Origin of the sequence: Gluconobacter sp. P1C6_b (assembly GCF_018811945.1) — a bacterium.
Lineage (GTDB): Bacteria > Pseudomonadota > Alphaproteobacteria > Acetobacterales > Acetobacteraceae > Gluconobacter.
Window position 1 is genome coordinate 17,398 of the sequence record NZ_JACRVU010000011.1, and the last position, 24,080, is coordinate 41,477.

Sequence of the window (24,080 nt, forward strand, 5' to 3'; positions counted from 1 at the left end):
AGGCACGTGCCTTGTCCAATCCGACCGACGCCAGCGAAACCGCGCTGGGAAACATGGTTGCGCGCCGGACCCTTCTGGCGGGAACGGTAGCTCTTGGTCTGGCTGGAGGCGTTGCACAGGCTGCCTCCACGGCAGCGTCACGCTCGCCCAATATCATCTACATCATTGCAGATGATCTGGGTGTCTATGATCTGGGCTGTTATGGTCAGACGAAAATCCGGACGCCCAATATCGATCGGATGGCCTCGCAGGGCATGCAGTTCACACAGGCTTATGGCGGGGCGCCGATCTGTTCTCCGTCCCGGTGTGCGCTTATGACAGGCCGCCATATGGGTCATGCGTCCATTCGCGACAATTTTGCTCTTGCTGGAGGAGTTGTCGGGTACAAGGGGCAGGAAAAGATCCGCAGGGCCAACCTGCCCGATCAGGAGCCGACCGTCGCATCCCTCCTGAAGGACCAGGGATATGTGACGGGCCTGGTGGGAAAATGGCATCTGGACGGATATGCCCCGGCCGCAGTGCCGACCCGACACGGGTTTGACGAGTTTCATGGGTGGCTGACGCAGACGGAAAAGACTCAAGGGTATTTCCCCGAGAAGTGGTACGAGGGCACCACTCTGCTGGATGTTCCGGGAAATGTCGGGGAAGGGCGCGCCGTTTACGAAACGGACATCGTAACGGATCAGAGCTGTGATTTCATCAGGCGGCACCGTCAGAAACCCTTTTTCCTGACCGTCGCCTATAATGCGCCACATAGTCCGTATGTTACGCCAGCCGAAGGCGATTATGGCGGGGAGCCGTGGGGAAGGTCGGAGAAAACCTACGCGGCCATGATCGAGTTTCTGGATGCGGGGGTGGGCAGTATCCTGCGGACTCTTGAAGAGCTCGGGCTGGACGAGGATACGGTCGTATTTTTCTCGTCCGATCATGGTCCGCGATCCGAGCCGACGGCGGAGCAGACGGATGTTGTCACGTTTTTCAACTCCCATGGTCCCTTGCGGGGATATAAACGCGAGCTTTATGAAGGCGGGATCCGCGTTCCGCTCATTGCCCGCTGGCCCGGTCACATTGCCGCCGGGGTAAAAGAAGATACGCCCGTCTATCATCCGGATTTTCTGCCGACCGCTATTGGACTGGCGGGTAAAAGCATTTCCGTGGTCACGGATGGCCATGATCTGACTCCCATCCTTTTGGGGGAGCGGGGACCCTTTGAGCGCCTGCTTTACTGGGAAACATATGAACCGGCCTTCTGGCAGGCTGCCCGGCAGGGAAAGTGGAAAATCGTACGGCCCGTCGGATCATCTCGGCTGGAGCTTTACGATCTGGCGGCAGACCCCAGCGAAAAACGCGATGTTGCGGCAAAATATCCGGACATTGTCAGCAAACTCTCCGCGATGCTTGTGACGGAACACAGACCTTCGCGCGAATACCCGATCGCTCTCTGAGCGTTCGGGGGCAGGAGCGGGGAAAACTGCGCAGGATTGGTTTCTGTCGCAAAAGGACTGACTGATAACAGGCATTGCGTAGGGTCGCGTCAAACCGGACAAACAGTCTTTCAATCGCACCAGTCTGGGTTAGACGCTCGCGAAACAGCTTGACCGTTTTGGCATCCGGCACGCGGTCTGAGGGACCCAGACCCAGGAAACGCATGACGGAGAGCCGGTCGTTGATACGGCTTTTCAGGATAGGGAAGGAGAGCGCGGTGACTGCTCCTCTGTCTACCTGACCACCATGTGTGGGAATAATGGATATAGTCTCGCAGGCTGCGGCGATTAAGCATCACATTCTCCGCGAGGAGTGCGGGGAATATGGCGCGATACATTCATCAGCATCCAGACTGGCCAGATTTTCGGTAAGATAAAGACACTATCTCCCATGAAGTGGCTGCGTTCCTCCATCGCCCGGCGACTGGGGATCCATGAAAACCCAAGCTGATAAGTCTTATTTATGGGATATTATACAAACATAATATTTGATTTAAGAAACGTTCGGAAAGAATGATACCTCTATCAGAAGAGGGGTAAGTATTTGTGACGATATCCGAGAACAGGACACTGGGTTTTTCCGAAATATTTGCGGCGTCGTGCAGGATCCGAAAGCATGTGGTCCGTACGCCTCTTCTCGAGAGCCCGGTTCTGAATGACAGGCTGGGGGGACGGGTTCTGATCAAACCCGAAATGCTCCAGAAAACCGGCTCTTTCAAATTCCGTGGTGCCTGCAACCGTATCCTTCAGCTGACGCCGGCAGAACGGTGCGGAGGTGTCGTGGCGTGGTCATCCGGGAATCATGCCCTGGCCATCGCCGCCGTCTGTGCCCTTCTGGAAATCCCGGCCCATATCATCATGCCGGAGAGTGCCCCCAGGATGAAAATCGAAGGCGCACGTCGGTATGGAGCCCAGGTCAGGCTTTATGACCGCGCAACGGAAAACCGCGAAGAAATCGGTGCCCGCATCGCGCAAGCTGAAGGGGCGATCATTGTGCCGCCTTATGACGATTATAATGTCATGGCGGGTCAGGGAACGGTCGGCCTGGAGATCATGGAGCAGTGCCGGGAGCTGGGGATCATGCCCGATAACGTCCTTTCCAGCGCAAGTGGCGGAGGACTGGTGGCAGGAATTGCCACGGCGGTTCGCACGCTGCGGCCTGAAACATCGGTCTATTCGGTAGAACCCGCCGGTTTTGACGATCTCGCCCGTTCGCTGGCCTCTGGACAGCGTCTTGAAAACGCGACTGGCGCGATGACCCTGTGTGACTCCCTCATGGTACCGACACCCGGCGCTCTGACCTTCCCCACGAACCATGCCCTTCTTGCGGACGGTCTGGTGGTGAATGACGTCGAGGTCCGTGTTGGCATGGTCAACTGTTTCGAGCATTTCAAGCTGGTTGCGGAACCGGGAGGGGCGGCACCTCTTGCCGCGATCCTGTCCGGAAAGCTGGATGTGCAGGGCAAGGTGACGGTGGCCGTCCTGAGTGGCGGAAATGTCGATCCGGCTGTTTATTCCGAAATACTGTAAAAAGGAGGCGTGTCGTCATGCTGAAGAATGGAACACTCCTTTACGACCGAATTGCCGGAACCATCGATGACTTCATGGTTCTGGATTATACGGGTGTCGGCAGTATTGCTCTGATTTACGAGGCCCTGCAGAAGCGTCAGCCGGGACACATGTGCATGGCCGCCGCTGAAATGTTCGTGGAACAGGTGGCCAGACGTCCCGGGCCGGTTTTGATCGCGACTGGCTTTCCCGAAGGCGGCGGAGTGCCGGAGACTGATGGGCCGGTCGGGGCCGCGTTCATCGCGCGCGCGGTTTTTCTGGGTCTGTCGCGCGAAACGGTCATTGTCGTGGACGAGGACTGGCGGGACATGATGTTCGCGACCTGTCGTGGCGCGGGTCTCGCACCCTTCGATCTGCCGGAAGATGGAAAGATCGTCCCCGTTCCCTATCTGCGACCGGTCTATGTCGCGACCGTGCCCAAGGACGAAGCGGGCAGCCGCAGGGTCTGCGATGTCCTTCTGGCTCAGGTCCAGCCGAGCCTTCTGGTGTCGATCGAACGGCCGGGTGCCAATGATCGTGGTCTGTATCATGGTCTGGGCGGCCGACCGCTGGACGGAATGGTGGCCGATCTGGACTATCTGTTCGCGCAGGCCCGCAAACAGGGGCTGCTGTCCATTGGGATCGGGGATGGTGGCAACGAACTGGGTATGGGGGTGATTGCCGCGGAACTGAAACAGAAGATCGCCAAGGCCCGGGACTGCGGCATCAAGGGGCGGGGAGGTGTTGCAGCCGAAACGGCGACCGACCTTCTGATCGTCGCGAATGTTTCGAACTGGGGGGCGACCGGTCTGGTGGCGGCTTTGGCATGCCTTCTGGAAAATCAGGCCGTCTTTCATGAAGCAGAGCTTGAGGTCCGGTGTATCGAGGCCTGTGTGGCCAGTGGTGGCGTGGACGGGATGTTCATGGGGCCGGAACCCGCAACCGACGGCATTGCGGCGGAGGAATGGCGTGGTTTGATTCAGATGTTCCGCAAAACACTGCAACGCCATCTCGGGATGGTCATCAACTGGCAGGGGCAGTCAGGGGACTGGAGGCAGATTCGTGCGTGACGATACTCCCGTCTGTGAGGGAGGCATTCCCCTCCCGCCTGTCAGCGTTCCCCGCGGCAATTATACACCTGTGCTGGCTTGTGATGGCTTTCTGTTCGTTGCCGGCCAGGGGCCCCGCTGGGGAGACGATCTCCGTTACAAGGGTGTTGTCGGAAAGGATTTCTCCGTTGAGGAAGGTCAGCACGCCGCAAGGCTCTGTGCGCTGAATATCATTGCCCAGGTTCGGAATTTTCTTGAGGGAGACCTCTCCCGGATCAGGCAGCTCGTGCGGGTCGCGGGGGTGGTCCGCTGTACGGAAGAGTTCGAACAGCAGGCGAAAGTCCTGAACGGCGCATCCGATCTGTTCGGTGAACTGCTGGGGGATGCGGGGCGCCATGTGCGCATCGCCACAGGTACATCTTCCCTGCCCTCCGGAATGGCGGTGGAAGTGGAAGCCATGTTCAGGATCGACTGACAGGTCTGCGGGATGGATCACGCGTGTGGTCCGTCTCGTGTCCGGGATAAGAAAAATTTATTGGCCCGGATAACAAGATAAACGTTCCAACATCGTACCAATGCTTATTATTGTGTGACGAAGTTGAAGCGAAAATGCTGATCGGGCGGAGCGCAGAACGCCCCCGGACAAGGTAATCGCAGAGAATTAGAAGAAATCCTGACGCCTTCTGTCAGTTGTTTTTCCCAATTCCAGGAGTGAGTGAAAATGTTTGTTCGGAAGTCCCTGTCCCGCTCTCTCTCCGTGAGCACGATCTGTCTGTTGACGACGTCTCTTTGTCATGCCGCTCTTGCCAAAAATACGGAATTGATTGCTCCACCTGCGAAAAAAGCCGCTCATGCCACTCCTGTAGTGCCACGGTCTGTAAAAAAGACAGAGAGGAAGCGGGTGACGCAGATCAGTGCGAGGGACACGGAAAGTATTGCCGTTCGTGGCAGGTCCGTACCCGGAACCAGCGTTTTTTCCCCATCGACACGTGAGCACAGCACCGTACAGGTTTTCCGGTATTCCTCACAGCAGCTCAAGGAAACCGGCCAGACCAATATACTCGCGGCCCTGTCCCAGCTTTCCGCAGCGGTGACGTCGTCTCCCTTCGGCGGGATGGGGAGCAACGGCTTCAACAAGACGATGCAGTTACGAAACCTTGGTGCGGATCAGACGCTGATGCTGGTCAACGGCAAGCGTCGGCATGTGGATGCCAATTTCAATTACTATCAGGCCGGTCCGAACTACGGAACGGACCCGGCGGATCTGTCCCTGATCCCGGTCAGCGCTATTGACCATGTCGAAATCATCACTGAAGGCGCGAGTGCGCTGTATGGTCAGGATGCTGAGGCCGGTGCGGTCAATATCGTGCTGAAGACCGACAGCAAGGGCGGGTCGATCAATCTGCAGAACAGCGGTTTTTACGCGGGGGACGGGCAGTCTTTTGACGGTAATGCCGATTACGGTTTCGCTCTGGGGCATCGTGGCGGCTATCTGAATGTGGCGGCCCAGATCAACAACCAGCTTTCCACCAACCGGTCGGGCGAGTATCCGGGCAACCTCTATTTTGAGGGTGATTCGCGTAACGAGACTGCCAGCAAGGATGTGCAGCGTCTGGCCGGCAATATCCGCATGCTGCTTGAAACGGCCAGCGTGAACATGGCCTATCCGGTGACGGATAACTGGGAAGTCTACAACACCTCGACATTCGCCCATAAAAACATCATTGCGCCTGAAACCTATCGTGCGCCGTCAAACGACAACGTGGTGCGTGCGCTCCATCCGAATGGCATGGAGCCGATGTGGCATGCCGAGGAATGGGACTTTCAGGTCAATAACGGCATCCGTACACATAGTTTTCTGGGCATGCAGTGGGATTTCTTCGTCAATTACGGCCGTAATCAGCAGATAAACCATATTGTCGATACAGATAACCCCACGATGGGACTGGACAGCCCGACGAGTTTTTATACGGGACAGTTCGTCTCTACCGAGCTGGATGCCGGGTTTAACAGCACGAAGATCATCAAGACGTCCTTTCTGCCGCGTCCGGTCAATCTGAGTTATGGTTTTGATTATCGTTTCGATACCTATCAGGTTGGCAAGGGGGATGAGGCCTCTGTAGAGAATGGCGGGGTTCCCATTCTCGATGGGCCGAATGCCGGGACAATGGCTTCTGCGGGTGCGGTGGACAAATTCGGGATTCCGGCAGCGGCTGGGAGCATTCTGAACCGTGGTATTTTCGACGGACACGTCAATCTGGATTTCTACGTCACACCCAAATGGGAATGGACGCTCGGTGGTCATGCGGTGAGCTATGACGATCTTGGCGTTCATCCCACGGGTTCCGTCGGCACGCGCTATAATGTGAGCAAGAATCTGGCATTCCGTGGGAACGTCAATACGGGATACCGTGCGCCGACGCTTGCGGAAGAAGGGTTCTTCGCCGAGACGACATTCCCGACCTACCGGACGGCACAGCTGCCTGTGAATTCGAACTGGGCCAAGGTTCTGGGCGCAACGAAGCTGCGGGGTGAGCAGTCCCGGAGCTACAGCATCGGTGTTGATGCCACGTTGTTGCCGAACTGGACGCTGACGGCCAATCTCTATCGGATTTCCATCAACGACCGTCTGTATAACAGCACCCAGTTCGGCGGAACCGAAGTGGAAAGCCTGCTCTCTGCGGCGGGGCTGCCCAATGTGCTGTATGCGGCCTATTACGGAAATCCGGTCAATACGGTTACGAATGGTGGGGACGTCACGACGGCCTATCATCTGAAGACGGGGCATCTTGGCGATTTCGACTTCCGGTTCTCGCTCAATATCGCGGACAGTGAAATTTCGCATCATAACGCGACCCCTGCGACCCTTCAGCAGCTTGGCCTGTCATCCTTCAACCGGACGAATGCGGAATATCTGCTGCATTCCTCGCCCAAGAATATCGAAAACCTGACGGTTGTCTGGCATCGCGGACCGTTCTCCGCCCGTGTGCAGGAGCAGCGTTTCGGGTCTTACACATGGGTTGCGGCACCGTCCCTGACGCAGGCCCAGTGGACCTATGCCAAGCCGTCCTACATCACCAATCTTGAACTGGGATATGACATCACCAGGCGCTGGCATATTGCAGGGGGGGCTTTCAACCTCGGAAATCATTATCCGGGCAAGGCGAACGCGGCCTCGCGCGCGGCACTTCAGAATGCGTTTATCTATCCCAACAACTCGCCTTACGGCTTCAGTGGCGGCATGTATTACGTCAAGACGGCCTTCCAGTTCTGAGGGGCTGTTCCTGAAATATTGTCCTGCCGGTTCTGCAATATCCTGCCCTGTGGGGCAGGATATTTTTTTGTCGCTACGGTTGGTGGCGACTATCCTGTTCCGGTATCGTAAAAAGATCGGCGTCATTGTCGGAGCATAGGAAAGGACAGAGACGTTCATGATGGATTTCAAGTCTCTTGAGACGGTTCTGTGGATCGAGCGGCTGGGAAGTTTCCGGGCGGCGGCCGATGCCCTGCGGATGACGCAGCCAGCGGTGTCCGTCCGGATTTCGCATCTTGAGGCGCTTCTGGGGGCCAGCATTTTTCATCGTGCACCCAAATCCATCACGCTGACGCCGGTCGGGATGACGGTGGTGCAGTATGCCCGTCAGATCCTCGATCTGCGGGATGAAATGATCCAGACGGTCAAGGGGCATCAGGACGCAACCGGAATCCTGCGTATCGGAGCGATCGAAACCATTTCCCAGACCTGGATTTCGGACCTTCTGATCGAGATCCGTCACAAATATCCGAATCTGACGGTGGATCTGGAGATCTCGGTTTCGGATGAAATTTCCCGGAAAATCACCAAGGGGATGCTGGATGTGGGTTTCTTTCTGGGGCCGGTCAATTCACCGCGTCTGATCGAAAGCGAGTTGTGCAATTACGAGACCGCGATGGTTGGCAGGGAGCATTTCGCGTTGCCTAGTAATGGCAAGCTGGATCTGGGGCAGGTGCCATCCATTTCCATCATGACCCTGTCGCGTAACACCATTCCCCATTCGGCGATCCGCAATTTTCTGGCGCGGGAGGGGATCGTCCATCATCGGGTGGACACCATGAGTTCCCTGCCGTCCATTCTGGCGCTCACGCTGGGGGGAGAAGGGCTGGCCCTGCTGCCCTATGCGGTCATGCGGGATTATCTGGCCAGCGGGAAGCTCCGGGTGTTCGAGACGGGTATGAAGCTGCCTTTGCTGCGATGTGTGGCAGGGCGGCTGATCAGTCATGGTTCGGCGATTGTCGAGGACGTCATCTCCATTGCCGAACGTGTGTCGGCCAATGTGACCTGAGGGTCAGGCTGTCCGCCGGAGGGGGGAGGAGAGCGTATAGACCGTCGTTATGGCGCCCAGGGTTGCACAGGCTGCGACCAGAAAAACGCCCGAGAGCGGGGAATGCAGATGCTCGCGCATCCAGCCGATGCCGTAGGGGCCGACGAGGCCACCGATCGCGCCAAGGCTGTTGATCCATGCAAGCCCCGTCGCCAGTGTGCGTTTTTCGAGCACGTGGGGCGTTACGGTGAAGATCATGGCCGTGACGCAGAGGGCTGCTGCGAGTGCGATGGTCAGGAAAACCAGTGCGATGGCGCCGTGGGACTGCAGCAGAAAAGTCAGGACCAGACAGAAGGCGACTGTCAGGAAAGGGCCGGCCAGATGCCAGCAGCGTTCGTTATGTCTGTCGGAACTGCGGGCGTTGAGCACCATTGTCACGGCAGCCACGGCGAAGGGAATGGCCGTGTAGAAACCGATCTGTCCGGGAGCGGGGGCGATGACCTGTTCAATGAAGGTCGGGACCCAGAAGACGATCCCATAATTGCACACGGCCTGACAGAAACAGATGACGACGAGGAGCAGGACCTCAGGCTGTTTCAGCGCGGCGAATACGGATGTCGTGTTGTTTGTGGATGTGTTCTGGGCCGGAAGGCGCGTCAGGATGGCCTGTTTCGTGGGGGCATCCAGCCATGAGGCGGAGGCCGGTCCGTCGTCGAGGCGTTTCAGAACGGTCAGTCCGAGCAGCAGGGGCGGGATTGCCTCGATCAGGATCATCCATTTCCATGCGGGCACTGACAGGATGTGATCGAAGGCGCCCAGAAGATAGGTAGAAACCGGGCCGCCGATGGCGCCTGAGAGCGGTATGGCGATCAGGAAGCCCGTGGTGACGCGGGCGCGGATCGAGTCCGGGAACCAGAGGGCCAGATAGTACAGAACGGTCGGATAAAAGCCTGCTTCCGCGGCGCCGAGCAGGACACGCAGGGCGCAGAATTCCCAGGCTGTACTGATGATGACGAACAGGAAAGAGATCAGGCTCCATGCGATCATGATCGCGGCGATCGTCCGGCGGGGGCCGAATTTTTCGAGCAGGAGCGCGGAGGGGACCTGAAAGACGATGTAGCCTACGAAGAACAGCCCGGCGCCCAGTCCGAAGGTCGCATCCGAGAAGTGGAGGTCCTGTTCCATCGTCGCACGGGCGAAGCTGAGATTGATGCGATCCAGATAGGAAAACATGTAGCAGACAACCAGCAGCGGGATGATGCGCCGGACGGCCACCCGGAAGAGCGTGTGATCAGAGGGCACGGAATCATCCTGAGCGTGTGGAGGCATGATGCTGATTTATATTATTTTTTCGGAATGTTCCGAGACAAGATTTTCATAATCGGGGATGGGAATATCCGTCACGAGCATGGCGCCAGGAGCGTGTGTGATGGCAAAGGGAAGGCGGCTTTCGGCCAGAACGGCCTGAGGCGTTACTCCACACGCCCAGAAGGCGGGGAGTTCATGGGAGCGGATATCGGTACGGGCGCCGTAATCCGGTTTGTCGATGTCGGTAATGCCGATTTCTTCGGGAAAGCCGATCTGGACCGGTCCGCCATGAGCGAGGGGAATGCGGGAACTGATTTCCGTGGCCTTGATCAGGTCTGACGAGCGGAAAGGACGCATCGAGACGACGACGGGGCCAGAAAATGGTCCGACGGGTGTGCAGACAATATTCGTGCGGTACATGGACACACCCAGGCCCGTTTCGAAATGCCGCATGGGGACGTTGCAGGCCATAAAGGCGTTTTCGAAGGAAAAGGAACATCCCAAGGCAAAAACGACGAAATCGTCCTGCCAGAGCGGGAGAATATCCGTCACTTCGTCTGTCAGAATTCCATCCCGCCAGACGCGGTAAAGCGGCAGGTCGGTCCGGATGTCGAGGTTGCGTCCCAGCGCCGGGGTATCATATTCGCCGGGCTGGGATATGCCGACGATGGGGCATGGCTTGGGGTTCAGGCGGCAGAATTTCGCGAAGTCTTCGGCATACGCTTTGGGGAGAATGACCAGATTGGCTTGGATGAAACCCGCCGCCATCCCTGCGGTGACAGTTCCGGCCGTGTTGGACCGGCACAGCGCGCGGACGTCTTCGGGCGATGTGTAAAAAAGAGGTGGGATCGGCAAAGCAGATTGAGACATCGTTTGCGTCCTTGTTCGCGGCAGACAGGCCGGGCGATGACAGTGATGGTTCCGGAAGGCTAACAGTCGTTGCGTTTGGGATTCAAATCATCAAAATAAATGTTGAGGTATAAATATCCGTTATGGGTCTTTTTTGTGCTTAAATCTTTTGACGGCATTGCATTGGAATGTTCAGAATGAATGATCCGGAATAAAAATCCGACGTTTTTGGATATTGTATGCATCATGAAACGAACCGGCTCTCAGGCGCCCGGCAGTCTGGATCTTCCGTGAGCGGACGCTCTGTCGCATGACGACGTCGCCTGTGCGTCTTGCTCTGGGGAGCGCGATCGGGACCACGTTCGAGTGGTATGATTTCATGGTTTACAACACGCTTGCGGCGCTCGTGTTCAACCATGTCTTTTTTCCTGAGGCGCTGCCGTGGATGGGAACCCTTCTGGCGTTCTCGACCTATGCCGTTGGATATGTGTCACGCCCTCTGGGTAGTGTAATTTTCGGCTGGCTCGGGGACCGGACCGGGCGCAGGCATGTTCTCATGCTGACCCTGGCGCTTATGGGTCTGACGACGGGCCTGATTGCGCTTCTGCCCGGTTATGCGCGGCTTGGGGCGATTAGTCCGGTTCTGCTTGTTCTGCTGCGGTTTTTGCAGGGGATCGCATTGGGCGGAGAGTGGGCCGGTGCGCTCCTTCTGACGGCGGAACAGGATTCGGAGACGGCGATGGGCATGGGGGCGACATGGTCCCAGCTTGGGCCGGGGCTTGGAACGGTCCTGTCCGCAGGAGTGATCTGGGGGGTGACGCGCTCCATGGATGCAGCGTCTTTTCAGGAGTGGGGATGGCGTCTTCCGCTGTTTCTGAGCCTGCTGCTTCTGGCGGCGGGATGGGTGGTCAGGTCTTCCCTGTCCGAACCACCGCAGTTCGCCGAACGCAAAGCACGGGGTGCGGTTCTGGCCAACCCTGTGGGAGCGGTCCTGCGTCACCATGGGCGCTCCCTGCTGATCGCCGCCAGCACCCGGATCGGGCCGGATGTTCTGTATGCGCTGCTGACGGTTTTCAGCCTGAGCTATGTGACCCAGACGGGGGAGCACACGCGGTCTGCGGCGCTGATGGCCGTGTTTGCGGGATCGGTCTGGGGGGTGATTATTACGCTGCTGGCAGGGCGCTTCAGCAACCGCTGGGGGGCGAAACGGATTTTCCTGGTTGGGACGGTTTGTGCCCTGCCTGCCGCGTTTGTGTTTTTCTGGTGTGCGGCTTCCCATCAGGCGCTCCTGCTGGGGTTAGGGATCTGTCTTGGCCTTTCGGTTCACGCCATTATGTATGCGGTTCAGGGCGCGTTGATCAGCCAGCAGTTTCCGGTCGAGGTTCGCTACTCCGGCTCTTCGATCGCCTATACCTGCGGCAGTCTTGCGGGGGGCGGGGCTTTTGCGCCGCTCATCATGGTGACGCTGTTCCGGACAACGCATCTCGAACTGTCCATTTCTCTTTATGTGGTCGTGGCACTTCTGGTTTCCGGCGCGGGCGCGATGCTGGCCCGCGGGATGCGCTGAGTGTGTCTGACTGACTCCAACAGGAACGCTGAAACATGGAAATTTTCTATCCCGATCTGACTGCGGTCAGGGAGGTCATTGTCGCTGGCTGGGCAGGGCGGGATGCGGTGGATGTGCAGCATCATATCGACGAGCTGGCGGCTCTTGGGGTGGCGCCACCTTCGGACGTGCCGCTGTTTTACAGGGTCGGGTATGAAACCCTGAGCACGGCGCCTGTGATTGATGTTCTGGGCAGCCAGACTTCGGGCGAAGTCGAGCCGGTTCTGTTGCGGACGCAGAGCGATCTGCTGGTGGGGGTGGGGTCCGACCATACGGATCGCGAAAGCGAAGCCTATAGTGTGGCGTTGTCCAAGCAGGTCTGTCCCAAGGTCAGCGGTCGGGCTTTCTGGCGGTTTGCGGATATGGCGGATCGGTGGGACGAGATGGTGCTGCGGTCTTTTACGGCTGAAAGAATGCCCTATCAGGAAGGCCTTGCGGCGTCCCTGCTCAATCCTTTAGATCTAGTGACGCGCTGGGAGCAGCGGGAAGGCCGGGTCTTCGGGCCAGGGAGCCTGATGTTCTGTGGAACCGTTCCTACGCTCAATGGTATTTTCCAGACGGAGAGCCTTACCGTCGAACTGTATGATCCACAGACCGGGAGTGCTTTGTCGCACCATTACGCCATCCGGGAACTTCCCGTGGTTGCATGAAGGGACTTTTGGGCATGGACAAGCGGGAGCGGTATGCCATCATTCCGCTCCTTGCGCTTCTTTACTGTGGAAAATCAGCACCATGAGTCTGTGTTTCATTACACAACAGATCCATCCCGATGCCGTAACCTGTCTGAACGAGGCCGGAATAACGACCCGTTATGCTACGGAACCCTCGATGGAGGCCGTGATTCGCGAAATCGGCGACGCGGATGCGGTGATTACACGCGATCTGGGACTGAGCGAAGAGGCGCTGCGGGTCGCGCCAAAGCTGAAAATCATTTCCTGTCACGGTTCGGGCACGAACCGGATCGCCAAGGCGGCTGCGGCGGAACGGGGCGTTCTGGTGACGAATGCACCCAATACCAACAGCCGGTCCGTTGCGGAAATGACGATCGGGCTTCTGCTGGCGGTCATGCGGCGTCTGTGCGAGGCGGATCGTGCCGTGCGGGAGGGGAACTGGGCATTCCGCTATACAAATAACGGCACGGAACTGCATGGGCGGACGATCGGGCTTGTCGGGTTCGGCGCCATTGCCCGGCGTGTCGCGCAGATTGCAGGACAGGGGTTGGGGATGCGCGTTGTGGCGTGGTCTCCGAGCGTTCCGGCGGAGGTGTTCGAGGCCGCGGGCGTGGAGCGGGCGGAGAGCCTTGAGGCCCTTCTGGGCGTCTCGGATGTGCTGTCCTTGCATCGTCCGGCGCAGGGGAGCGGTCAGCCCACGATTGACGCTCAGGCGCTGTCCCGTCTGAAAAAAGGTTCGGTTCTGATCAATACCAGCCGTGGCGGGGAAGTGGATGGTCCTGCGCTGGCTAAGGCGTTGGAGACGGGGCATGTCGGCGGGGCAGGACTGGACGTGATGTCGCCCGAACCTCCGCTGGCGGATGATCCATTGCTGCGGGCGCCGAATGTGGTTTTGACGCCGCATATCGGTGCGACGACGGAACAGGCACTGCGCCGTATGGCGATGCTGTGTGCGTCGCAGGTTCAGGACGCGCTTGCGGGACGTGTGCCGCCGCACTGTCTCTGAACGGCTGAGTTCCGCGCCCTTCCGTTTTCGGAGAGGGCGCGGGAGATAATCAGGGGGCGCCGAGGCCGCCGCCGCCCGGTGTCAGGAGGACGAGAAGCTCGTCCGCTTCCAGAACCTGAAGACCCTTGCCCGCGAGCTTGCGGCCTGAGGCGGTTTCGACCCGGCCTGCCGCGCCGTCCTGTCCGCCGAGTGCGCCACGGGCCGGATGATCGACGCGGTCAAAGGCGGCCAGCAGCTCGAAGGGCTGTTTCTGGGTGGTGCCGATTTTCATGATCTGTCCGTCGCCGCCCTTTGTCTGCCCCAGACCGCCGCTGTTTTCACGCAATTCCTTTTCCCAGAAAATGAGCGGGCACTGGATTTCCGCGATTTCAACCGGGGTTCCATGCACGCCCGATGGAAAGGCCGTGGCGGACAGGCCGTTCAGGCCTGGGCGGGCCCCGGTGCCGCCATTGGTCGTGATGGCGAGCGCGTAGGTCTGGGGCGTGGTTGCTCCCTTCGGGAACCACTGTCCGCGCACGGCAATGTTCCACAGGCAGGATGTGCCCTCTGCTGGAACGCGCTCGGGCAGGGGCGTGCGCAGACATCCGAACACCATGTCCGGCAGCATCTGTCCGATGACGTGGCGGGAGGAGACGGGGGCGGGACGCATTGCGTTCAGGACGGAACCTTCTGGTGCCTCGACGTGATAGGGAGCCAGTGAGCCTGCGTTGTTGGGGACGTCTGGCGAGATCGCGCAAGCCAGCCCGAAGACCGTATAGGCGCGGGTATAGGCCATCGGGACGTTGATCCCGCGTCCGACAGCAGGCGGTGAGCCGTCATAGCTGACGCTGACGCGGTTTTCGCCAACCGTGAGCTTTGCCTTGAGCGTGAGTGGCGCATTGTAGCCGTCGATCGTCATCTCGTGGCACCACGTGCCCTGCGGGAGGGCTGCGATCTTGTCGAGGACGGCTTGGCGGGAACGTTCGATGATGAAATCGGCCAGCGGTTCGAGACTGTCGAGGTGGAACTCGTCCATCATGTCGCACAGGGCGCGGACGCCCACATCATTGCAGGCTGCCAGAGAGTAGGTATCGCCTTCCGTATCCACCGGCAGGCGCGTATTGGCGCGGATCATGGCCATCAACGTCTCGTTGACCTGTCCCTGATCAATCAGCTTGAGCATCGGGATCGAGAGGCCTTCCATGAAGACGTCCGTTGCTTCCGGCCCGTTGCCCAGGCCGCCGATATCCATCAGATGGCTGGTGCAGGAGAACAGTCCGACCAGACGGCCTTTGTGGAACGCCGGGGTCGTGATGACGAAGTCGTTGAGATGCCCCGTTCCCATCCACGGATCGTTCGTGATGTAGGCGTCGCCCTCTTTCATGGTCGAAACGGGGAAGTGACGCAGAAAATGGCCGACGGATTCCGCCATGGAATTGACGTGGCCGGGTGTGCCCGTCACGGCCTGCGCGATCATCCGCCCTTGCAGGTCGAAAATGCCGGCCGAGATGTCTTCGCATTCGCGGACGATGGGGCTGAAGGCCGTGCGGATCAGGACCTGCGCCTGTTCGCCGACCACGGCAATCAGGCGGTTCCACATGATCTGGAAGTCGATTTCCTTATGGGAGTGCGCGCTCATCAGACGGCGTCCTTCATGTCCAGAATGATGTTGCCGCTGCCGTCCAGATGGGCGGTGTAGCGGGAGGAAACGTAGGTCGTGGTTTCTTTTTCGGCGATCAGGGCGGGGCCGGGAACGCGGCTGCCTGGTCCCATGTCCGTACGTTCGTAGACCGGGAGGGCGACATGCGTGCCGGTTGCGCCGTCGAAAAGTTTCCGGATGTCGGCGGAGACGGCGTCATGCAAGGCCGGGGCGGCCTCGAAGGGCGGATATTTTCGCGGGGTGGTGGAAACGCTGACGGACCAGTTCAGGATTTCGACGGCGGCATGGGGGATGACGCGGGCGAACTGACGGGCATATTCCGCTTCGAAGGCGTCCCGCAGGGCCGAAAGATGGTCGCTGCTGATGGCGCCGTCGGGCAGCGTGACGATGATTTCGTGTCCCTGTCCGACATAGCGCATGAAGGCCGCGCGCCTTGTGTGAAGCGTTTCCGTCCGGGCGTCGTCCTGCACCATGCCGTGGGCAGCCTGCGTCATGTCGTCGAGCAGGGCCGAAACTTCTGGCGAACTGAAGCTGTCGTCCAGACGCATCGGGAAGGAGCGCACGAGTTCGAACGAAACGGGGGCGGCGAGGAAGCCTACGGCCGAGCCGACGCCTGCGTTCGAGGGAATGACGAGACGCCGGATTCCGAGCTTTTCCGCAACACGGGCGGCATGGAGCGGGGCCGCGCCGCCGAAGGCGATCATCGTATGGTCGCCAATGACGGCGCCACGTTCGGCCGCATGGACGCGCGCCGCACTGGCCATGTTTTCGCACACGATTTCATAGACCGCATGGGCGGACATTTCCGCCGACAGACCCAGCGGTGTTCCGATATCGGTCAGAAGCGCTTCGGCCGAGCGAGCCGGCTGGAGCTGGATGCTGCCGCCCGCGAAGTTTTCCGGGCGGATCAGGCCGAGCATGACGTCTGCATCCGTGACTGCCGGGCGCTTGCCCCCCAGTCCGTAACAGGCGGGGCCGGGAACGGAAGATGCGCTCTCCGGCCCGACGACAACGCGCTTCATCGCATCCAGATGGGCGATGGAGCCGCCGCCCGCGCCGATCTCGACCATTTCGATTACGGGAATGCGCAGGGGCAGGCCGGAGCCTTTCATGAAGCGGGCCGTGCGGTCCACTTCGAAGAAACGGGACGATGCGGGTTCCCCGTCTTCGATCAGGCAGACCTTGGCGGTCGTGCCGCCCATATCGAAGGACAGGACGCGGTTTTCGGCCAGCCGCTCGGCGCATTGTGCGGCAAAGATCGCACCACCCGCCGGGCCGGATTCCACAAGACGCACGGGGAACTGCCGGGCCGTCTCCAACGCGGTGAGGCCTCCGCCGGAGGTGACGAGATAGAGCGCACCCTGAAAGCCTTTTGCATCAAGGGATTGGCGCAGGCGTCCCAGATAGCCCGCCATCAGGGGTTGGACGTAAGCATTCGCGACGGTGGTGGAGGTGCGTTCATATTCCCGGATTTCTGGGCAGACCTCACTTGAAATGGAAATGGTGATGTCCGGCATACCCTCCTGAAGGAGCGCCTGCACGCGGCGTTCATGGGCCGGATTGGCATAGGCATGGAGGAACGCCACCGCGATGCTTTCGACACCGGCATCGCGCAATTGCGGCACGAGCGCCAGAACGGCGGCTTCATCCAGCGGAAGCTGGACGGTGCCGCGGGCGTCCATGCGCTCGGGGACGGTGAAGCGCAGGTCGCGGGGGACGAGCGGGCTGGGCTTTTGCAGCATCAGGTCATACTGGTTGAAGCGGCTTTCGGTGCCGATTTCCAGAATGTCGCGGAAGCCCTGCGTTCCGATGAGAGCTGTGCGGGCGCCCCGGCGTTCGATGATCGCATTGGTCGCAAGCGTCGTGCCATGCACGAAGACTGTCACGTCCGGAAAGCGCAGTCCGGCGTCTTCGATCACAAGGCTGATGCCGCTCATGACCCCTTCTTCGGGCGCGGCGGGCGTGGTGAGGACCTTGCGGGTCAGACGTCCCTGCGGTGTCTGGAGAACCACGTCCGTGAATGTGCCACCGATATCAGCGGCGAGACGGATTTGTGTACTGTCGACCATGCCTGTGTTTTCCGTATCGGGTTAGAGTGCAATAGGATATCGGGAAGAGATGTTGGCTGACGGAGAGGATGAACCATGAAGGACGGGAAAACCGGGAGCCGTACGCCGGCAATGCCGGATGTTGCTGATATGGAACGGGCCTTCATCGTGTCGTCGTCGCATCTGGCGCTGCCGGGCAACGAGGATCTGAGCGAATTCGAATTTGCCCTGACCGTCGTGAACCATGCGTTTCATCGCTGGATGTCGCGTGGGATGGCGGCGGCGGGTCTGCCGGATCTCTCGGCGCTCGACACGCTCATTCTGCACAGCGTCAATCACCGGAACCGGGAGAAGAGTATCTCGGACCTGATGTTCACCCTGAACCTGTCCGAGCGGCATTACCTGAACTACGCCATGAAGAAGCTCGACGAGCTCGCGCTGATCCAGCGCGAACGCCGGGGCAAGGAGGTTTTTGTCAGCACGACACAGAAAGGGCGCGACGTCTGTCTCGAATATGCGCGTCTGCGTCGGATCTGCCTGCTGGAGCATATTCCCCAGAACCGGGAAGTCGGGGACGTCACGATTGCAGAGGTCGCCAAGGCGTTGCGTGTCCTGACGGGATTTTACGAGCAGGCGTCGCGGTCCGCCGCATCCCTCTGAGCGCGGCGTCTCAGCCATCCGGATGAATCCGGAAGAGCACGTCGTGATAGCCCACAACGCTGCCATCCCCGACCAGCGCCGGGCCGAGTGTGCCGTCCGCCGTGGTCGTAACGGGAAGGCGGAGGGCGCCCGTCTCTACAAATCCTACAATTTCCCCGGTTCGGACTGCCTGACCTTCGCTCAGGCCGTTTGAGCGGAACACACCCATTTCAGGGCTTGGAACGCGCGTGTCTTCCACTTTTGCAGGAGCAGAAACAGGGTGTGCGTGAAACGTCTGACCCGGGTTCGCCGACAGTGTCAGGGCAAGCGTGCCCGTCCCGTTTTTCAGAGAAACATGACGGACATCGTGATGCCTCATCCGGCCAACCAGTCCGGGCAGGGCGTTCAGAAGGTCTTCAAGAAAAGTCATGATCCGGACTTTCGCATGAGGGCTTCGAGATAGTGCACGCTGACGCTGCCTTCGCGCACGCCGGGCTCGTTCATCAGGCGCAGATGCAGGGGCGTGGTGGTGGCGATGCCGGTGATTTGCATTTCCGAAAGGGCGGCATGCATGCGGTTGAGGGCATCCGTGCGGTCCGTGCCGTGGACGATCAGCTTGGCGATCAGGGAGTCGTAATTCGGGGGCACGACATAGCCGTCATAGAGATGCGTATCGATACGGACGCCGGGGCCGCCGGGCGCGCGCCAGCTCACCACTTTTCCGGGGGCCGGGCGGAAGCTCTCGGGGTCTTCGGCGTTGATGCGGCACTCGATAGCGTGGCCTTGCGTGCTGATGTCGGCCTGGGTGAAGGAGAGGGGCTGTCCCATTGCGATCAGGAGTTGCTCGCGGACGATGTCGATGCCGGTCGTCATTTCCGTGACGGGGTGTTCGACCTGAAGGCGGGTGTTCATCTCGATGAAGGAAAACGCGCCGTCTTCGTACAGGAACTCGAACGTGCCCGCGCCGGTATAGCCCATCAGGGTGCAGGCGTTTGCACAGCGCTCGCCCAGTTCGGCAATGGCCTGCGGGTCGATGCCGGTGGCCGGAGCTTCCTCGACCAGTTTCTGGTGGCGGCGCTGGATGGAGCAGTCCCGGGCGCCGAGCCAGACGGCATTGCCCTGCCGGTCGGCGAGAACCTGAATTTCGATGTGGCGGGGATGCTGGAGGAAGCGTTCGGCATAGACGGACGGATTGCCGAAGGCGCGTCCGGCTTCTTCGCGAGCCGTTTCGATGGCGTCGCGGAGGTCTGCTGCGGTCATGACCACGCGCATACCGCGCCCGCCGCCGCCGCCTGCCGCCTTGACGATCAGCGGATAGCCGATGGCGTCGCAGATCGTCTGGGCTTCGGACAGGTCGGTCGGCAGGGCGTCTTCCGTACCGGGCAGGCAGGGGACGCCGGAGCGGCGCATCTGCTGTTTGGCGCTGATCTTGTCGCCCATCAGGCGCATGATGGCGGCGGTTGGGCCTGCCAGCGTGCGGCCGGACTGTTCCACAGCCTCGGCGAAATCAGCATTTTCGGACAGGAAGCCGTAGCCGGGATGGATGATGTCGGCGTTCGTGAGTTCGGCGGCGCGCAGGACGCGGGCGGCGTCCAGATAGCTGCCGGATGCTGCTGCCGGGCCGATGCAGAGCGTTTCGTCCACGAGGCGCAGATGGGCGAGGCTGGCATCGGCTTCGGAATGGATGCCGATGCTGTGCAGGCCCAGCAGGCGGCAGGCCCGCGTGATGCGCAGGGCGATTTCACCGCGATTGGCGATCAGGACACGGGCGGGGACGGATACTGCGGGCTCACGCATCGAGTGGCTCCACGGTGAAGAGCGGCGTTCCTGGGGAGACGGCATCTGCATTCGCGGCCAGCACGGCGACGATCCGGCAGGGGAATTCGGCCTCGATGCGCGAGAGCGTTTTCATGACTTCGAGAATATAGAGCGGCTGTCCTTCCGCCACGATGTCGCCCGGCTTGACGAAAGGCGGCGCATCCGGGGCCGGGGAGGCGTAGAACTGGCCGTGCATGGGGGCGTCGATCGTGGTTTCGGTTTTGGCCGGAGCGGAGGCTTTTTCGAGGACAGAAAGCGTGGAGGCTGCGGCCGCCGGGGCCGGGCTGGTCGGCTGGGGGCTACTGTCCTGTGCGCCGCGCACCAGACGGATGTGCTCGCCGTCACGGGAATAGTCGAGTTCGGTAATGCCCAGCGCCTGCATCCGGGCCATCAGGGCGTCGAGGATCTTGAGATCGGGGATCATGGGGCGGTTGGCTTTCCGGTCTGCTTCAGGTCAGGGCGCGCAAAGTGATGCCCGCGGCTTCGAAGCCCGCGCGGACCTTGCGGGCGACCTCCACGGATTCCGCGTTGTCCCCATGCACGCAGATCGTATCAATGCGGGTCGGCAGCATTTTTCCGGAGATGGTTTCGATGGCGCCGGCCTGCACCATGCGCACGGCGCGGGCGGCCGCGAATTCGGCATCATGCAGGACCGCTCCCGGCTCCTTGCGCGAGACGAGATGCCCGTCTTCCGTATAGGCGCGGTCCGCGAAGATTTCCGAGAACACGGTCAGGCCCCGCTCGCGTCCGATGCGGTCCAGATGGCTCAGGGCGATGGCCATGATGGGGAGGTTCGGATCAACCGCCTTGACCGCATTGACGATGGCTTCGGCAACGGCGGGATCGCGTTCGGTCAGGTTACCCAGCGCGCCATGGGTTTTCATGTAGGTCATGCGGTGGCCGGAATAGGTGGCGAGGGCCTGGGCCGCGCCCATCTGGTAGGCCACGATCCGTTCGATCTGGGCGGGTGTGAAGGGCATGACGCGGCGTCCGAAGCCCCACAGGTCCGGGAAGCCGGGATGGGAGCCGACGGAGACGCCTTTTTCGCGTGCGATGCGGAAGGTCTCGGCCATGACTTCCGGGTCGCCGCCGTGAAAGCCGCAGGCGACGTTGGCGGAGGTCACGATGTCCAGCATCGCGCTGTCATTGCCCATTGTGTAATGGCCGAAGCTCTCGCCCAGATCGGCGTTCAGGTCGATGGTTTTGGCGGTCATGGTGTCAGAACTCCCGGACATGAAATAACAGGGCATCAGAAAACGAGCTGTGTGCGGAGTGTGGCGATTTCGGCGGCAAGACGCTCCAGATCCGTAGCCTCCCGCCGGATGATCTGCACCGCTTCATCGCGCGTGATGGTTTCGAAATGGACGGGCGCGCCGACGACCGTCTGGGACAGCAGGCGCAGGTCCGGCGCAATCACGGTGGCGATCTTGGGATAGCCGCCGCAGGTATTGGCATCCATCATCTGGATGATCGGCTGTCCCGCAGGCGGCACCTGAACGGTTCCGGGTAGGATGCCGTGGGAAAACAGGCTGAGCGGCTGCGTCAGTACCAGTGCGTCCTGTCCTTCCAGACGGTATCCCATCCGGTTGGCGCTGGGCGTCAGGGTCCAGGCAGCGGAATGGAAGGTTTTCAGGCTTTCGGGCGTGAAGACGTCGTGTTCGGCGGCGGGCAGGACGCGGATCCGGGTGCCGTCCGCGGGCGGAAGCGGGCAGGGGCGTGCGAGGCCGTAGCCTGCGGCGGGCAGGCGCAGCGTGGAGGCTGCGAGGCAGGACAGGCGGTCGCCTTTCTGGAGAGCACGGCCCTCAAGGCCGCCGAAGCCGCCTTTAAGATCCGTCGAACGTGCGCCCAGAACCGACGGCACATCCAGGCCGCCACGGAGCGTCAGATAGGCGCGGGCACCCCGTTCCGGCGCGCGGAGCGTGAGGGTCTGGCCGGGTCTTGCGGTGATGGCCCAGTCGCGCGGGAGTTTCAGGTCGTCCAGCATGGCGGGGCAGGCGGCGCCGGTGACGGCAAAGGACGTCTCGGCGTGAAAGCGCACGCGGAAGGGGAAGAACACGATCTCAATCCCGGCAGCGTCCACCGGATTGTCGAGAAGCAGGTTACCGTAGCTCAGGGCCAGACGGTCCATGGCGCCGCCCTGCGCCACGCCCATGGCCATGGCGTGAGGGCGGCCGAAATCCTGAATGGTGTTGAGGGAGGAGCCGGTGAGGATTTCGATCATGAGGCCCTCACGAAACGGACAGTGTCGCCCAGTCGCAGCAGGCCGGGCTCGGGACGGAAGGCGTCGAACAGGCACAGATCCGTCCGGCCGAGGATATGCCAGCCGGATGGCGAGGTGCAGGGCATCACGCCTGCGTGGCCGCCGCCGATGACGACTGCCCCCTCTTCGACCCGCAGGCGCGGAGAGTCGCGGCGCGGGATGGCCAGTCGCGGGTCCAGTCCGGTCAGGTACACGAAACCCGCCATGGCGCCGATGGCGGCTACGCTGTAGCGCCCGGATGTATGGGCTTCGATGGTTTCCTCTTCCGTCAGGTTGGCGAAGCGGGCGATGAGCGCCAGATCTTCGCCGAATGCCCCGCCATAGACCACCGGCACCACGATCTCGCGGGACGGCACCTCTTCGGCGGAGGCGTGTGTCCAGACGGTCCGGAGAAGCTCCTCCATGGCGGAAGGGTCAGTCTGTGCGGCGTCGAACGTGACGAGAAGGTTGTTGACGCCTGGGATGGTCTGGAGGACGTCCGGTCGGGTGTTGAGCGCGCGGCTGGTGGCCCAGATGCGGCGCTGTGTCGTGTCGCTGAACGGGCCATCGGCGGCGTCCAGCAGGAGGCCGCCCGCGCCTGCCATGTGAATACGGGTCATGCGGTCTGGTCCGGCTGGGAGCGGCCATGGAACGGCCGCCGGGGAAGGAGGGCAGCGGCCAGCGCGCCGCACAGGATGATGATGCCCGTGATATAGAAAACGCCGTGGAAATTGCCGGTGGCCTGTAGCAGATACCCCGTCATGACCGGGGCCAGAATGCCAAGGCCGTTGGAGAAGGTCAGGGTCAGGCCGGTTACGGAGCCGAGGATTTCGTCTTCCACCAGCAGGTCCGCCAGAAGGGCCATGTTGGCCCCCGTTCCGCCTGCCATGAAGGCCATGGAAACGGCGAGGAGCGGAATGATGGTCGTGGCCGTTCCGCAGAGCGGCAGAAATCCCATGGAGGAGGCCAGAACGAGATACAGGCAGACGACCTTGCGGCGTCCTCCCAGAGAAAGGTCTGATCCGCGAACGAGCGTTTCGCCAATTTTTCCTGCCGTGATCGACAGGATGGCCGCGCCGACATAGCAGTAGGCCGTATAGGCTCCGGACTGTTCGGTGCCGAGATGCAGGGTCTGGCGCATGATGATCGGCAGCCAGGACATCAAGAGGAAGTTGGCGTAATTGGCGCAGCACTGCGCGATCACGATGCCCCAGAAAGCCGAGGAGCGGAACAGGGTCGGCACCGAGATCAGGGAAAAGGACGTGGCCTGTGTGCCGCGTGCGGGGCGCGGGTGGGTCAGGAGCCAGACCGCCGACCAGACCAGCCCCAGCGCGCCGAGCAGCGAAAACGCCGGGCGCCAGCCGTAATGGGCGATCAGCCACCCGCCAGAGGCGGCACCGCAGGCCAGCCCGATGGGGATGCCGCAGATGAAGGCGGTCATCATCAGGCCACGTTCGTGCAACGGTGCCCAGGCCCGGACGACCTTGTTGCCGAGTGCGAAGGTGGGGGCCTCCCCGACGCCCAGCAGAATGCGCGTGGCGATGAAGGCGGGGACGGTGGCGGTCAGGCTGCCGAGGATCATGGCGAGCGACCACAGGGCGACGGCCGCCGCGCCGATGATCCGCACGCCAAAGCGGTCCAGAAGGATCGCGCTGGGCAGGTTGAGGATGAAATAGGACCAGAGGAAGCTGGAGAGGACCCAGCCCGTCTCCCCTGGTGTGAGTGCGAATTCATGGGCGATCTGGGGCATGCCTACGGAAAGGGCGGCCCGGTCTCCGTAGCAGATCACGCACATGGCGATGGTGAGGGCGTATATGACGAACCGGAAAGGCCGGCGATCTTCTGGAACTGTCTGCAAGAAATGCGCCTCTTTCC

General features: G+C 60.9%; 21 protein-coding genes and 1 pseudogene. 10 read left to right on the top strand and 12 right to left on the bottom strand.

The window, feature by feature from the left end; all coding sequences use genetic code 11:
- Nucleotides 1-11 precede the first annotated feature (11 nt).
- The gene (locus tag KP701_RS09205) at nt 12-1,445 is read left to right on the top strand and encodes an arylsulfatase (protein ID WP_215746929.1); all 1,434 of its coding nucleotides are present in this window, start codon (nt 12-14) and stop codon (nt 1,443-1,445) included.
- Nucleotides 1,446-1,515: 70 nt separating this feature from the next.
- Here KP701_RS09205 and KP701_RS09210 read toward each other — a convergent pair.
- Nucleotides 1,516-1,686: pseudogene (locus tag KP701_RS09210) on the bottom strand (transposase); the annotation flags it as partial.
- Nucleotides 1,687-2,102: 416 nt separating this feature from the next.
- Between KP701_RS09210 and KP701_RS09215 the strand changes: the two are divergent.
- The 5 genes from KP701_RS09215 to KP701_RS09235 all read left to right on the top strand — a co-directional run bounded on the left by KP701_RS09215 (nt 2,103) and on the right by KP701_RS09235 (nt 8,403).
- Nucleotides 2,103-3,014: a threonine/serine dehydratase gene (locus KP701_RS09215; RefSeq protein ID WP_371818937.1), complete on the top strand. Its 912-nt coding sequence runs from the start codon at nt 2,103-2,105 to the stop codon at nt 3,012-3,014.
- 17 nt (nt 3,015-3,031) lie between these two features.
- Nucleotides 3,032-4,102, top strand: coding sequence for a DUF4392 domain-containing protein (locus KP701_RS09220; protein ID WP_215746930.1), 1,071 nt, complete (start codon nt 3,032-3,034; stop codon nt 4,100-4,102).
- Nucleotides 4,095-4,556 (top strand): RidA family protein, encoded by a 462-nt coding sequence (locus KP701_RS09225; RefSeq protein ID WP_215746931.1) that lies wholly within the window; start codon nt 4,095-4,097, stop codon nt 4,554-4,556. Before KP701_RS09220 ends, KP701_RS09225 begins: the two co-directional genes overlap by 8 nt.
- Before the next feature lie 426 nt (nt 4,557-4,982).
- Nucleotides 4,983-7,355, top strand: coding sequence for a TonB-dependent receptor plug domain-containing protein (locus KP701_RS09230; protein WP_371818938.1), 2,373 nt, complete (start codon nt 4,983-4,985; stop codon nt 7,353-7,355).
- 157 nt (nt 7,356-7,512) lie between these two features.
- The gene (locus KP701_RS09235; RefSeq protein ID WP_225198947.1) at nt 7,513-8,403 is read left to right on the top strand and encodes a LysR family transcriptional regulator; all 891 of its coding nucleotides are present in this window, start codon (nt 7,513-7,515) and stop codon (nt 8,401-8,403) included.
- Between the two features lie 3 nt (nt 8,404-8,406).
- Here KP701_RS09235 and KP701_RS09240 read toward each other — a convergent pair whose 3' ends face one another.
- Together KP701_RS09240 and KP701_RS09245 are read right to left on the bottom strand one after the other, a co-directional pair.
- On the bottom strand, nt 8,407-9,684 hold the full coding sequence (locus KP701_RS09240) for an MFS transporter (RefSeq protein WP_371818939.1): 1,278 nt from the start codon (nt 9,682-9,684) through the stop codon (nt 8,407-8,409).
- Between the two features lie 36 nt (nt 9,685-9,720).
- Nucleotides 9,721-10,560 carry a putative hydro-lyase gene (locus tag KP701_RS09245; RefSeq protein ID WP_215746934.1) on the bottom strand — a complete coding sequence of 280 codons (840 nt, stop codon included), beginning with the start codon at nt 10,558-10,560 and terminating at the stop codon, nt 9,721-9,723.
- A gap of 289 nt (nt 10,561-10,849) precedes the next feature.
- On the opposite strand from KP701_RS09245, the gene KP701_RS09250 reads away from it, so the two are divergent.
- The 3 genes from KP701_RS09250 (at nt 10,850) to KP701_RS09260 (ending at nt 13,822) form a co-directional block, all read left to right on the top strand.
- Nucleotides 10,850-12,106, top strand: coding sequence for an MFS transporter (locus tag KP701_RS09250; protein WP_215746935.1), 1,257 nt, complete (start codon nt 10,850-10,852; stop codon nt 12,104-12,106).
- A 35-nt stretch (nt 12,107-12,141) separates the two neighbouring features.
- Nucleotides 12,142-12,795: a DUF2848 domain-containing protein gene (locus KP701_RS09255; protein WP_215746936.1), complete on the top strand. Its 654-nt coding sequence runs from the start codon at nt 12,142-12,144 to the stop codon at nt 12,793-12,795.
- A gap of 82 nt (nt 12,796-12,877) precedes the next feature.
- Nucleotides 12,878-13,822 (top strand): hydroxyacid dehydrogenase, encoded by a 945-nt coding sequence (locus KP701_RS09260; protein ID WP_215746937.1) that lies wholly within the window; start codon nt 12,878-12,880, stop codon nt 13,820-13,822.
- A 49-nt stretch (nt 13,823-13,871) separates the two neighbouring features.
- Here the strand turns inward: KP701_RS09260 and KP701_RS09265 are convergent, their stop codons facing one another.
- Complete coding sequence (locus KP701_RS09265; protein ID WP_215746938.1) at nt 13,872-15,440, bottom strand: hydantoinase B/oxoprolinase family protein; 1,569 nt, start codon at nt 15,438-15,440, stop codon at nt 13,872-13,874.
- Entirely contained in the window at nt 15,440-17,530 is a 2,091-nt protein-coding gene (locus KP701_RS09270) for a hydantoinase/oxoprolinase family protein (RefSeq protein ID WP_215746939.1), read from the bottom strand. Before KP701_RS09270 ends, KP701_RS09265 begins: the two co-directional genes overlap by 1 nt.
- Nucleotides 17,531-17,605: 75 nt before the next feature.
- Between KP701_RS09270 and KP701_RS09275 the strand changes: the two genes are divergently transcribed.
- Nucleotides 17,606-18,169: a winged helix DNA-binding protein gene (locus KP701_RS09275; RefSeq protein ID WP_215746940.1), complete on the top strand. Its 564-nt coding sequence runs from the start codon at nt 17,606-17,608 to the stop codon at nt 18,167-18,169.
- Nucleotides 18,170-18,179: 10 nt separating this feature from the next.
- Here the strand turns inward: KP701_RS09275 and KP701_RS09280 are convergent, their stop codons facing one another.
- From KP701_RS09280 to KP701_RS09310, 7 genes are read right to left on the bottom strand one after another with little or no spacing between them, the layout of a single operon-like run.
- A complete protein-coding gene (locus KP701_RS09280) occupies nt 18,180-18,578 on the bottom strand; it encodes a hypothetical protein (RefSeq protein ID WP_215746941.1) in 399 nt (132 codons plus the stop codon).
- Nucleotides 18,575-19,945: an acetyl-CoA carboxylase biotin carboxylase subunit gene (accC, locus tag KP701_RS09285; protein ID WP_215746942.1), complete on the bottom strand. Its 1,371-nt coding sequence runs from the start codon at nt 19,943-19,945 to the stop codon at nt 18,575-18,577. Before accC ends, KP701_RS09280 begins: the two co-directional genes overlap by 4 nt.
- Nucleotides 19,938-20,390 (bottom strand): biotin/lipoyl-containing protein, encoded by a 453-nt coding sequence (locus KP701_RS09290; protein ID WP_215746943.1) that lies wholly within the window; start codon nt 20,388-20,390, stop codon nt 19,938-19,940. Before KP701_RS09290 ends, accC begins: the two co-directional genes overlap by 8 nt.
- Nucleotides 20,391-20,415: 25 nt before the next feature.
- Nucleotides 20,416-21,180, bottom strand: coding sequence for a LamB/YcsF family protein (locus tag KP701_RS09295; RefSeq protein ID WP_215746944.1), 765 nt, complete (start codon nt 21,178-21,180; stop codon nt 20,416-20,418).
- Nucleotides 21,181-21,215: 35 nt separating this feature from the next.
- On the bottom strand, nt 21,216-22,187 hold the full coding sequence (locus KP701_RS09300; protein WP_215746945.1) for a biotin-dependent carboxyltransferase family protein: 972 nt from the start codon (nt 22,185-22,187) through the stop codon (nt 21,216-21,218).
- Nucleotides 22,184-22,825, bottom strand: coding sequence for a 5-oxoprolinase subunit PxpB (gene pxpB, locus KP701_RS09305; RefSeq protein WP_215746946.1), 642 nt, complete (start codon nt 22,823-22,825; stop codon nt 22,184-22,186). The genes KP701_RS09300 and pxpB overlap by 4 nt, the downstream gene beginning before the upstream one ends.
- Nucleotides 22,822-24,063 (bottom strand): MFS transporter, encoded by a 1,242-nt coding sequence (locus KP701_RS09310; protein WP_215746947.1) that lies wholly within the window; start codon nt 24,061-24,063, stop codon nt 22,822-22,824. The genes pxpB and KP701_RS09310 overlap by 4 nt, the downstream gene beginning before the upstream one ends.
- Between the last annotated feature and the right edge of the window lie 17 nt (nt 24,064-24,080).